At 68.3% G+C, this 11,162-nt stretch carries 12 protein-coding genes and 1 pseudogene; 3 read left to right on the top strand and 10 right to left on the bottom strand.

What is annotated here, in order from left to right; translation table 11 throughout:
* Positions 1-170: 170 nt before the first annotated feature.
* The 7 genes and pseudogenes from QM619_RS05360 to QM619_RS05330 all read right to left on the bottom strand — a co-directional run bounded on the left by QM619_RS05360 (position 171) and on the right by QM619_RS05330 (position 6,843).
* On the bottom strand, positions 171-1,064 hold the full coding sequence (locus tag QM619_RS05360; protein WP_415105063.1) for a hypothetical protein: 894 nt from the start codon (positions 1,062-1,064) through the stop codon (positions 171-173).
* A gap of 215 nt (positions 1,065-1,279) precedes the next feature.
* Positions 1,280-1,675, bottom strand: a complete 396-nt coding sequence (locus QM619_RS05355) for a cytochrome c oxidase subunit 4 (RefSeq protein ID WP_415105061.1) — start codon at positions 1,673-1,675, stop codon at positions 1,280-1,282.
* Positions 1,676-1,679: 4 nt separating this feature from the next.
* Positions 1,680-3,335, bottom strand: a pseudogene (ctaD, locus tag QM619_RS05350) (cytochrome c oxidase subunit I); the annotation flags it as partial.
* Positions 3,336-3,415: 80 nt separating this feature from the next.
* Complete coding sequence (coxB, locus tag QM619_RS05345) at positions 3,416-4,183, bottom strand: cytochrome c oxidase subunit II (RefSeq protein ID WP_415105075.1); 768 nt, start codon at positions 4,181-4,183, stop codon at positions 3,416-3,418.
* Between the two features lie 281 nt (positions 4,184-4,464).
* Positions 4,465-4,815, bottom strand: coding sequence for a HesB/IscA family protein (locus QM619_RS05340; RefSeq protein WP_415105059.1), 351 nt, complete (start codon positions 4,813-4,815; stop codon positions 4,465-4,467).
* A 117-nt stretch (positions 4,816-4,932) separates the two neighbouring features.
* Positions 4,933-6,003 carry a glycerate kinase gene (locus QM619_RS05335; RefSeq protein ID WP_415105057.1) on the bottom strand — a complete coding sequence of 357 codons (1,071 nt, stop codon included), beginning with the start codon at positions 6,001-6,003 and terminating at the stop codon, positions 4,933-4,935.
* 12 nt (positions 6,004-6,015) lie between these two features.
* Positions 6,016-6,843, bottom strand: a complete 828-nt coding sequence (locus QM619_RS05330) for a PspA/IM30 family protein (protein WP_415105055.1) — start codon at positions 6,841-6,843, stop codon at positions 6,016-6,018.
* 174 nt (positions 6,844-7,017) lie between these two features.
* On the opposite strand from QM619_RS05330, the gene QM619_RS05325 reads away from it, so the two are divergent.
* Complete coding sequence (locus QM619_RS05325; protein WP_415105053.1) at positions 7,018-7,587, top strand: DUF3043 domain-containing protein; 570 nt, start codon at positions 7,018-7,020, stop codon at positions 7,585-7,587.
* The gene (locus QM619_RS05320; protein ID WP_415105051.1) at positions 7,587-7,793 is read left to right on the top strand and encodes a hypothetical protein; all 207 of its coding nucleotides are present in this window, start codon (positions 7,587-7,589) and stop codon (positions 7,791-7,793) included. The genes QM619_RS05325 and QM619_RS05320 overlap by 1 nt, the downstream gene beginning before the upstream one ends.
* Positions 7,794-7,800: 7 nt before the next feature.
* Here QM619_RS05320 and QM619_RS05315 read toward each other — a convergent pair whose 3' ends face one another.
* The 3 genes from QM619_RS05315 to QM619_RS05305 are packed head-to-tail and all read right to left on the bottom strand — an operon-like array spanning position 7,801 to position 9,844.
* Positions 7,801-8,094, bottom strand: coding sequence for a hypothetical protein (locus QM619_RS05315; protein WP_415105049.1), 294 nt, complete (start codon positions 8,092-8,094; stop codon positions 7,801-7,803).
* Positions 8,091-9,182: a glycine cleavage system aminomethyltransferase GcvT gene (gcvT, locus tag QM619_RS05310; RefSeq protein WP_415105047.1), complete on the bottom strand. Its 1,092-nt coding sequence runs from the start codon at positions 9,180-9,182 to the stop codon at positions 8,091-8,093. The genes QM619_RS05315 and gcvT overlap by 4 nt, the downstream gene beginning before the upstream one ends.
* 29 nt (positions 9,183-9,211) lie before the next feature.
* Entirely contained in the window at positions 9,212-9,844 is a 633-nt protein-coding gene (locus QM619_RS05305) for a TetR/AcrR family transcriptional regulator C-terminal domain-containing protein (RefSeq protein WP_415105045.1), read from the bottom strand.
* Between the two features lie 53 nt (positions 9,845-9,897).
* On the opposite strand from QM619_RS05305, the gene QM619_RS05300 reads away from it, so the two are divergent.
* Complete coding sequence (locus tag QM619_RS05300; protein WP_415105043.1) at positions 9,898-11,109, top strand: beta-ketoacyl-[acyl-carrier-protein] synthase family protein; 1,212 nt, start codon at positions 9,898-9,900, stop codon at positions 11,107-11,109.
* Positions 11,110-11,162 lie beyond the last annotated feature (53 nt).

The following is an 11,162-nucleotide window of genomic DNA, read 5'->3' as shown; positions in this document are numbered from 1 at the left end:
GCAAAGGAGTGATGCCCCTGACCTAACCCCGGCAGGGAGATCAGCTGGCCACCAACAAGGACATCACGTGACCACCCACAAGGAGATCACGTGACCGCCCACAGGGAAGTCCCAATGGCCATTGACAAGGGAGGGCCTTTGAGGGCCAAACACCTACCGGCGAGGACGCGCTAGAGCTGGGCCCTACGGAACGGACGCCCGGCGAGCGCACGGCGAATGCGCCCTTCCACCACACCAGGCGATTGCAACTCTTTCCACCCCCAGCGGATCACCGTGTAGCCCTCGTCCATGAACGCCTGCTGGCGCAGCTTCTCGGCCTCGATCACGGTTCGCGGCTCATCACCGTAGGTTCCGTCGTATTTGCTTCCGCCGTCGTATTCGCCGATGATCCCGTCACCCCAGTCGAAGTCGGGCCTACCCAGGAACCGACCGTCGGCGGTGAACTGCTCGACCTGCAGCTGCGGGATCGGGATGTTCGCCAGCGCCATCCGTGCCCGGCTGTGCGATTCTCCGAAGCTTTCGCTCGCCCCGTCGCCGAAGGCTACCGCCCGAGCCGCACGCGCGTGCCCATAGCCGCTCGGCGTCGCCAGGCCGTGTCGATCCAGCCCACGCCGTAGAGCGGCGTCGACCACCGCAACGGCATCCGGGAACGGCAGGCGACGGGCCAGGTCGGTCACCGTCCGGTGCAGGCCGGTTGCCGGGAGACCGTCCACGATCGCGATATCGGCGTCGTCCAGGACGGCGGGCGTCGCCTGGAGCAGTCGGTTCCTGGTGTGCCGACCGCCCAATGTGCGAACGACCTGGACCGGCAGTGCCTCCACGATTCGCACCGGCAGGCCGTGAAGGAGTGCCGCCGACTGGAACGCGAAGTAGGTGCCGTGGTTGATGGTGAGCGCCGCGGCATCCATTCTCCGGCGATGAAGCTGCCAGACAGGTAGGTCTTCGGCGGGCATGACGACGCCGCGCCGGAGACGGACCAGCGCTCCCGAGCGCAGCGCCCGGTTCATCCCCATGCGGTCGCAGTCCTGATCGAACATCCATGACTTGGTGGTGAAGACGGTCATGTCTTCACCGTGGACACCTGGCGCCTCGATCGTTCACCAAAGACCAGGCCTGTGGATAACACCGGACGCCGGCCCGTGTTCGTCCCCAGCCGGACAAACCCCTCCCTAACTACTTCTGCCCTCCCACATGTGGGAGGGCAGAAGTAGTTAGGGAGGGGGTTAAAGGGCCGGCGTTTCGGGTCGGGATGGAGCAAACCCGGACGCGGGCGGTGGCGTCAGTGCTGGTAGTCACCGCGGTAGTACTCGAACACCCAGCCGCTGAGGGCCCAGATGCCGAGGCAGACCGCGAGGATGCTGATCCACCAGCCGAAGACCGGGCCGAGGGCCAGCAGCTGCACGGTGAGTGCCACCCAGAACGGCCAGATGCTCTTCGGCGGGAAGAATCCCATCGCGCCCGTACCCTCGGCGATCTCCGCGTCCTTGCGGTCTTCGAGGCGGAGGTCCATCTTGCGGGCCAGGTTGAACATATAGAACGCGATCATGGCGAACAGCAGCACCGACATGATCAGCGCTACGGTGCCGATGATCTCGTGGGACATCAGCCAGTAGATCGGCGACACGACCGCGAGGAAGCTCGCGATCGCGGCGAACATCCAGCCTTCGACCTTCATGGTGTCACTCCCCCTTGGGATTCTGGATAGAGGACGGCCTGCCAGAGCCGCTCGGCGTGCTGCCGGTGATCAGGACGTCCAATTCCTCGGCCCGGTCGACGCTGTGGATGTCGGGATGATGGGCGTCGAAAGCCGGCGACTCGGAACGAATCCGTGGCAGCGAGCTGAAGTTGTGCCGCGGCGGTGGGCAGGACGTCGCCCACTCCAGCGAACGGCCCCAGCCCCACGGATCGTCGGTCTGGACCAGCGGTGCGTTGCGGCTGATCCAGAGATTCCAGAAGAACGGCAGCATCGAGATGCCGAGCAGGAAGGCGCCCACCGTGGAGACCTGGTTGAGGAACTGGAAGCCCTCTTGCGGCAGGTAGTCGGCGATCCGTCGCTGCATGCCCTCGATGCCCAGCCAGTGCTGCACCAAGAAGGTGAGGTGGAAGCCGAAGAACAGCGTCCAGAAGTGCACCTTGCCCCAGCGCTCGTTCAGCATGCGTCCGGTGAGCTTGGGCCACCAGTAGTAGAAGCCGGCGAACATCGCGAACACCACGGTGCCGAACAGCACGTAGTGGAAGTGCGCGACCACGAAGTAGCTGTCGGAGACGTGGAAGTCCAGCGGCGGGCTGGCCAGGATGACGCCGGTCAGGCCACCGAACAGGAAGGTGGTGAGGAAGCCCAGCGCCCACACCATGGGGGTCTCGAAACTGATCGAGCCGCCCCATAGAGTGCCGATCCAGTTGAAGAACTTCACCCCTGTGGGCACCGCGATCATGAACGTCATGAAAGAGAAGAACGGCAGGTTCACCGCACCCGTGACGAACATGTGGTGCGCCCACACCGCCATGCTCAGGCCGCCGATCATCAGCGTCGCGGCGACCAGACCCACGTAACCGAAGATCGGCTTGCGGCTGAACACCGGCAGGATCTCGGTGATGATGCCGAAGAACGGCAGCGCGATGATGTAGACCTCGGGGTGGCCGAAGAACCAGAACAGGTGCTGCCAGAGCACCGCGCCGCCGACGCCGGGGTCGAGGATGTGGGTGCCCAGCCGGCGATCGGCTTCGAGCACCAGCAGGCCGGCGGCCAGCACCGGGAAGACCAGCAGCACCAGCAGTGAGGTGACGAAGATGTTCCAGGTGAAGATCGGCATCCGGAACATGGTCAGGCCGGGGGCCCGCATGGTCACGATCGTGGTGACGAAGTTCACCGCGCCCAGGATCGTCGACAGGCCCATAACGTACAGGCCCATCACCCACAGGTCGCCGCCGACGCCGGGCGAGTTGATCGCGTCCGAGAGCGGCGCGTAGGCGAACCAGCCGAAGGCGGCCGCGCCCTCGGGCGACAGGAAGCCGGAGCAGGCCGTCACCGAGCCGAACAGGTACAGCCAGTAGCTGAACATGTTCATCCGCGGGAACGCGACATCGGGGGCACCGATCTGCAGCGGCATCACCGCGTTCGCGAAGGCCGCGAACATGGGCGTCGCGAACATCAGCAGCATGATCGTGCCGTGCATGGTGAAGAACTGGTTGAAAGTCTCGTAGTGCAGGTACTGCAGACCGGGGAAGGCCAACTCGGCCCGGATGGCGAGCGCCAGCAGGCCACCGAAACCGAAGAAGGCGAAAGCGGTGACGAAGTACATGTTGGCGATGACCTTGTGGTCGGTGGAGGTCATCCACCTCATCGCCTTGACGCCCCAGTTGGCGCGGCGGACGGCCCGGCGCTCGGCCGAGCCGAGAGTCACTCGTGCGACGCTCATCCCTCATGCTCCTCGTTTGCCGGTGCCGACGGAACGGTGTTGACCCATGCGGGTGGCTTCAGCTCCCCGGTCTGGCCCTTGGCTTGCAACTCCTTCAGGTGCGCGTTGTACGCATCCACGCTCACCACGTGGACGTTGAACAGCATCGCGGAGTGGTAGGTGCCACATAGCTCGGCGCACTTGCCCAGGAAGGTGCCTTCCCGGTTCGGGGTGACGTCGAAGGAGTTCGGGTGGCCGGGGATCACGTCGAGCTTGAAGTAGAACTCCGGAACCCAGAACGAGTGGATGACGTCGGCGGAGGTCAGGTTGAACCGGACCGGCTCGTTGACCGGCAGGTACAGGTCAGGCAGCCGCTCGACGGTGCCCGTGTCATGGACGACGGCGTTGACCGCCGGGTTCTTGTCCTCCATGTAGTTGAAGGACCACGACCACTTCTGCCCGATCACGTTGACGGTGTGCACCGGACGGTCGTTCACCTTGGCCAGCACGTGGTCTTGGCTCTGCACGGTGAAGAAGAACAACACGCCGATGATCAGGAACGGCACCAGCGTGTACAGGATCTCCATCGGCAGGTTGTACCGGTTCTGCTTCGGCACCTCGGTGTTGCTCTTGCGGCGGTAGCGGAACATCGCCCAGAACATCAGGCCCCAAACGAACACGCCGATCACCATCGAGGCGATCCACGAGCCGTTCCACAGATTGCCGATCCAGGGCGCCTGCTCGCTGGCCGCCACGGGCATGCCCCAGCGTCCCCACTGTTCCATCGTGCCCTGGCTGCACCCGGTCAGCGCCAGCGCCAGCAGGCCACCGGCCCCTAGCGTCATCACGCGACCGGCGCGTGTGCGGTTCTTCACCACGGACGTTCCGCCTTCCCACGACAGATGCGGCCCCAGAGACAGGGTCGTCTCCGGCGGGCATCCGAGTCGTCAGATTCCTCGGGCTCACCCTAACCCAAAAGCACATCGGGACGCCCCCCCTGGGGCGCCCCGAATGTGTCAATTTTGGGATTGTTACCCGTAGTCCCGCCCGCAGCGGGGCGAACGGCTCAGTGGAAGCTGTCGCCACAGGCGCAGGAGCCCTGCGCGTTCGGGTTGTCGATGGTGAAGCCCTGCGCCTCGATGGTGTCGACGAAGTCGATGGTGGCACCGATCAGGTAGGGGGCGGACATCCGGTCGGTGACCACTGGGACGCCGAACCATTCCTTGGTCACGTCGCCGTCCAGTTCGCGCTCGTCGAGGGAGAGCTGGTAGCGCAGGCCGGAGCAGCCGCCGGGCGCGACCGAGATGCGCAGGAAGAGGTTCTCGTCGGGCTGCTGCGAGACCAGATCCTTCACCTTGATCGCCGCTGCTTCGGTGAGGATGATGCCGTCGACGTCGAGCTGCTGGTCCAGGGACATGGTTGACTCCGGTTTCTCGGGGATACTCGCCAGGAGCAACGCATCCGGCGAGCGGGTATTCCGGGATCAGTGTAATCGTTCGCGTCGGCGGCTGGTGCGAGCCCCCAACGGCGGAGGTCACCAGCGGGACGCCCAGCCGGACGCGAGCCGGCGTCCGGTCGCGGTCAACGCCGCGGTGGTGTCGGCTCCGGGCTCCAGTGGATGCCCCGACTCGACGCCCATCACCCGCATCTCGCGGCCAGACATGCCCACCAGCGGCGACACCACCACCAACGGCGTCTCGGCGGCTTCGCAGCGCCGGGCGAGCTCGGTCACCACCCCGCCGCCACGGCTGCCGAAGTCGAACGAATCGCAGGCGGTCACCACGAGATCGGCCGCGGCCAGGCCGCGATCCAGGCCGGCCCGGTCGGCGCAGAACGCGGCGCCGGTGGCCAGCCGTCCGCCGAGGGCGAGGACGGCGAAGCCGAGGCCGCCGGCCGCGCCCGCCCCGGGGGCCCGCGCGTGGTCGGGTGAAGCGAGTCCGGCGAACCGCTCCAGGGCGGCGTCCACGGCGAGCATGCGCTCGGCCGGCGTCCCCAAGGCTCGGCCGCGCCGGGAGGTGATGCCGCGCAGGCCGAGCAGCTGATCCTCCAGTTCGCCCGGCGGCACCAGGCCGACCAGGTCGCAGCCGGCGAACCGGGCCCGGACGGCGTCCAGCTCGAGTCGGCCGATCGCCGCGAACGGCGCCGTTCCGGCGTCCAGTGCCACGTCGGCACATGCCCCCAACGCGCCCAGCAGGCCCGCCCCGGCGTCGTGGACGTCGAGCTCGGTCAGGTCGATGGCCACCGTCGGCGTCCGCTCCGCGTGCAGCGCTTGGTCAGTCTGAAGGGCGTAGGCGACCAGCCGTCCCAGCGCGGCGCTGCTGCCGGTCAGCGGATCGTCCGGGGCGCGGTCCTCCCCCCCGGACGCGTCGGCGCCGACGGCCAATAGGCCGGGACGCCGAGCCAGCCAGCCGGTGCGCAGCGTCTCCCACTCGCCGTCGGGTTCCGCGAGCGCCTGACCCAGTGCACGTCCGCCCTCGGCCAGGCCGATCACCGCGACCTCGGCGGCGTCCCTGAAACCCCTGGCCAGGGCGACCGCGGCGGCCCTAGGCGTCAACTCCGCCACGCCGGCGCTGGCCAGCAGCACCCGTGGCCGGCGCTCAGCCATCGGCGCCGACGGTCACCGCAGGTTCTCGGACGTGCTCGACTCGGCGGTGCTGCCCGGTGCCGGCGGCTGTTCGAAGGTGCCGGCCGGCAACTCCCCCTGCACTTCGGCCGACGCACCGCCCAGCTGGCCCGGCTGGCCGCCGACCATGGACGCCTTGAGCGCGGCGAGTTCATTGTCCACCTGCGCGCCGGACGCCAGGGCGTCCAGTTCTCGGGTGATGTCGTCCTGGGCCAGCCCGGTCGGGTCGTCGAGAGCGCCGCTGGCCAACAACTCATCCACCGCGGCGGCCCGCGCCTGCAGCTGGGCGGTCTTGTCCTCGGCGCGTTGAATGGCCTGGCCGACGTCGCCAAGCTCCTTGCCGAGCCCGCTGAACGCCTCACTGATCTTGGTCTGCGCCTCGGCTGCGGTGTAGGTGGCCTTGATCGTCTCTTTGCGGGTGCGGAAGGCGTCCACCCGTGCCTGCAACTGTTGGCTGGAGCGGACCAGCCGCTCTTCTTCCGACTGCAGCGCCGCGTGCTGCGTCTGCAACTCGGTGAGCTGTTGCTGTAACCCAGATTTGCGGGTCAGCGCCTCGCGAGCCAGGTCTTCGCGCCCGGCTTCGAGCGCCCGCCGGGCGGCGACCGAGAGCTTCTCCATCTGCTGATTGAGCTGGCCGGCCTGCAATTCGATCCGCTTGCGGCTGGTCGCCACCTCGGCCACTCCGCGACGCACCTGCTGCAACAGCTCGAGCTGCCTTGTGTAGGAGTAGTCCAGCGTCTCGCGCGGATCCTCAAGCTTGTCGAGGGCCTTGTCGGCCTTGGCCGAGAAGATGGCCTTCATCCGTTGGAAAAGCCCGGGCATGGGGTCGCCTTCCGTTGACGTGCGCGATCGGACACCAGCCTATCCGGCCCCCGAACCTTGCCGGCGACCGCTCGAGGCGAGGGCCGCGTCCGGGTCGGTGACGGCAGTGAAAGTTTGCCGGATGAAACCTCTAAGATAAGGGCTCAGCTCATCCACCGACATTGAAGGTTCGACGTGGGATTGTTCTCCGCCAACAAGGACAAGGCAGCCGCCCCGCAGCCGGCAGCCGAACCCGAAGCCACCGGCGCCGCGCCGCGGGCGAAGTCCGTACCCACCCCGAAGCGCCGGGACGCCGAAGCGGCCCGTCGGCAGCGGCTGAACCCGCAGCTCTCCCCCAAGGAGGCACGGAAGCGGTCGCGCCAGTTGGCCGCCGTCGAGCGCCGCAAGCAGATGGAGGCGATCGACAACGCGCCCGGCAAGGTGCTGATGCGCAACTGGATCGACTCGCGCTTCAGCTTCGCCGAGTGGTCGATGCCGGTGCTGATGACGATGCTGGTCGTGGTGATCTCACTCAGCCCGGTCTTCCCCGCGCTGGTTGAGCCGTCCACCTACGTCACCTGGGCGTTCATGCTGCTGATCGTCATCGACATCATCCGGATGTGGCGCGGGTTCAAGAAGCTCGCCGCCCAGCGCATCCCGCGGGAGCCGCTGAAGGGCCTGCTCTATTACGGCTTCAACCGTTCGCTGGCGCTGCGCCGGCTGCGCGTCCCGCGTCCGGCGATCAACCGCGGGGACCCGGTCTGATGTCATGGTTCTGGCGTCCAGAGCCGGCACGGGACGCCGACGAACATGTCACGCTGAGCGTGGGTGAGGCGTTCGGCTCGCAGAGCGAGGCCGAGGCATGGCTCGGCCTCAACTTCACCGACCTCGCCGACGCCGGTGTCCGCGCCGTGTCGCTGTACGAAGAGGACCGGCTGGTCTACGGCCCGATGAGCCTCGAAGCCGAGTAGAGGCTCTTCAGGCGGCTACGTTGCTGCGGCGTCCACCACGCCAAAGGACGAAGGCGAAGGCCGTCACGCCGGCACCGACCACGCCGACCACCGGACGCGCCCATTGGGCGGCGCTGACTCGCTCTTCGTAGGTCTGGATCTTGGTGCCCTCGGCGTTGTGACACACCTCACCCGGACGCATCACCTGGTCACGGCACCAGATCGTCGGATTGGCGCTGAACGCCACTGCCCACAGCACGGCCACCAGACCGGCCGCAGCCAGAGCCAGGTGCGCCCACTGGCGCCAGCCGCGTCCGTTCATGCCCGCACCCCAGGGGTGACGAACGGCGGCTTGACCACCTCGAACGGCTCCTCACGATTACGGACGCGGACGCTCACCGCAGTGCCAGGCACCAGCGCCGGCGGCAGCAGCGCCAGCGCGATGCCCTTGCTCAGGGTCGGCGAGAAGGTGCCCGAGGTGATCTCGCCGACCACCTCGCCGTCGTAGACCACCTCCATGTGCGGACGCGGAATGCCCCGGCCCGGTGCGACCAGTCCGGTCAGCCGGCGCTCCGGCCCGGCGTCCTTCTCGGCACGCAGCGCGTCCGCGCCCCAGAAGGCGTCCTTCTTCCAGCCGATCGCCCAGCCGACGCCGCATTGAGCCGCCGACAGGTCAGGGCGCAGGTCCTGGCCGTGCAGCGGGTAGCCCATCTCGGTGCGCAGTGTGTCCCGGGCACCCAGGCCAGCCGGCGCGATCCCGTACTGCTCGCCGGCGGCGAGCACCGCGTCCCAGACCTTTCCCGCATCGGCGGCCGGAACCACCAGCTCGTAGCCGCGCTCGCCGGTATAGCCGGTGCGGCACACGGTCAGCTCGACGCCGTCCAGAGTGCCGGGAGCGAACCGCATATAGTCGTGGCCGACCGGCAGCCCGAGCGCGGCCAGGGTCTCGTCCGAGGACGGCCCCTGCACGGCGAGGACGGCGTGATCGTCGTGCTCGTTGACGACGGTGATGCCGTCGCGCGCGGCGGCTGCGAGCAGCGCGACCACCGCGGCGGTATTGGCGGCGTTGGGGATCAGGAAGATCTCGTCGTCGGCCAGCCAGTACCAGATCAGGTCGTCGACGACACCGCCGGCGTCGTTGCAGAGCAGTGTGTACTGGGCCTGGCCGACACCGATCTTGTGCACGTCGTTGGTGATGCAGGCGTCCAGGAAGTCGACGGCGCCCGGCCCGGCGATCCGGACCTTGCCGAGGTGGCTGACGTCGAAGATGCCGACCGCCTCGCGGACCGCCTTGTGCTCAGAGACGATCCCGGCGTACTGCAGCGGCATCGACCAACCGCCGAACTCGGCGAATTTGGCGCCGAGCGCCTGGTGACGCTCATGCAGCGGGGACTTCTTCAACTCCGGCATCGGTTCTCCATTCCCGGGGAATCTCGGCGTCAGCCTAACCGGCCGGTGGCAGGGCGTGCCGCTTCCTGGACGCCGGGTGAGCGGGCCGACAGGATTCCGGGCAGGTCGATGTCGCCGGGGGTCCCGGAAAAGCCGGCGTTGGTGATCAACCCGCTGCCCAGCACCACCGCCCAGAACCGGCGGACCTCGGTGGCCACCGCCTCACCGAGCACCCAGCCCCTGCGCCGCAGTACCCGCTCCAGATAGCGCTCCGACTGCCGGAAGATCAGCGTCATTCCGGTGCCGACGAGCGCCTGCAGTTCGGGCTTGCGCCCGGCGAGGACCAGCGCCTGGACCAGTTGCGGAGTGGACGGCATGGCCAGCCCGGCACGGGCGAGATTGGCCCGGAAGGCCTCGGGCGTCGTGGCGGCGTTGCCGAGGCGCTCCAGACGGCGCGCGTCCGCCAGCACCGCGAGGAACGCCGATTCCACGATCAGCGCGTCCTTCGATCCGAAGTAATAGGTGACCTGATTCGGATACACCCCGGCAGCCTCGGCGATCTTCGCCACGCTGACCTCACCCGCGGCCACCCCCAGCCGTGCGGCGACGCGCAGGATCTCGCGCCGTACCGCCTGTCCACGGGCCTGACGCCGGGGGGCGGGCCGGTTTGGCTGCGTCTCCATGGTTGTTTATTGTACTTCATACAATTGTTGTATGGCGTACAAGAAAGGTGGCCATGGACATCACGATCACGGGTATGGGGGCGGTGACGCCGCTCGGCGGCTCGGCCGAGGAGTCGTGGCGGCGGCTCTGTGCCGGCGAGTCGGGGGTGCGGGACATCGCGGATGTGCTCGGCGAGCCGTCCACGCTCCCGGTGACCATCGGCGCACCGATGGCCGTCGACCCGGCCGACTCTCTCGACCGCATCACCGCGCGCCGACTCGACCGGGTGCAGCAGGCCGCACTGGTCGCCTCGGCGCAGGCGTGGGAAGACGCCGGGAAGCCCGAGGTGGATCCGACCAGATTGGCCGTCGTGCTGGCCACCGGGGTGGGCGGGATCAGCACGATCGTGCACCAGCAATCGGTATTGGACCGGGCCGGGGCCCGCCGGGTATCGCCCCGCACCGTGCCGATGCTGATGGCCAACGCCGGCGCAGCCCAGGTCAGCATCGCCTACCAGGCCCGGGCCGGCGCCTACACCCCGGTCTCCGCCTGCTCCTCAGGCGCGGAGGCGTTCGTAGCCGGCGCCCGCCTGCTCGCCCTCGACGAGGCCGATGTCGTGATCGTCGGCGGTGCCGACGCGGCGCTGACGCCACTGACCGTCGCCGCCTTCGCCAACTCGGGTGCGCTCTGCACCCGCTACCGCTCACCGGACCAGGCGTCCCGGCCGTTCGACCGCGACCGGGCGGGCTTCGTGCTCGGCGAGGGCGCTGCCGTAGCCGTGTTGGAACGAACCGAATCCGCACGGGCCCGCGGCCGGCGCGGATATGCGCGGCTGGCCGGCTACGCGGTGACCTCCGACGCGTATCACATCACCGCGCCGGATCCCTCCGGTGCCGAACAGGCGCGGGCGATGGCGACCGCCGTCCGGCGCGCGGGTCTGAGTACCGCCGACATCGGCCACGTGAACTGTCACGCCACCTCGACCGAGATCGGCGACGTCATCGAGGCGCGCTCCATCCGCGCCGCGATCGGCGACCACCCGGTGCTCAGCGCACCGAAGGCCAGCCTCGGCCACCTGGTCGGGGCGGCAGGTGCCGTCGAGGCGGTGATCGCCGCACTCTCGGTGGCCGACAGCCGGATCCCGCCCACGATCAATCTGACCCGGCCCGATCCGGAGATCGACCTCGAGATCGCCACGACGGCGCGTTCTCTCCACGGCGCTGTGCTGTCCAATTCGTTCGCCTTCGGCGGGCAGAACGTGGCGTTGGTGTTCACCCCGGTCTGACCGTGCTGTCAGCGGCTGACAGTGCGGTGTGCGCACGGTGTGAGCGGCCCCAC

Origin of the sequence: Micropruina sp., assembly GCF_047606665.1 — a bacterium.
In the GTDB taxonomy this organism is placed as follows: Bacteria; Actinomycetota; Actinomycetes; order Propionibacteriales; family Propionibacteriaceae; genus Micropruina.
Note: the sequence above shows the minus strand (reverse complement) of the source record. Positions and strands in the feature narration are given on the sequence as shown.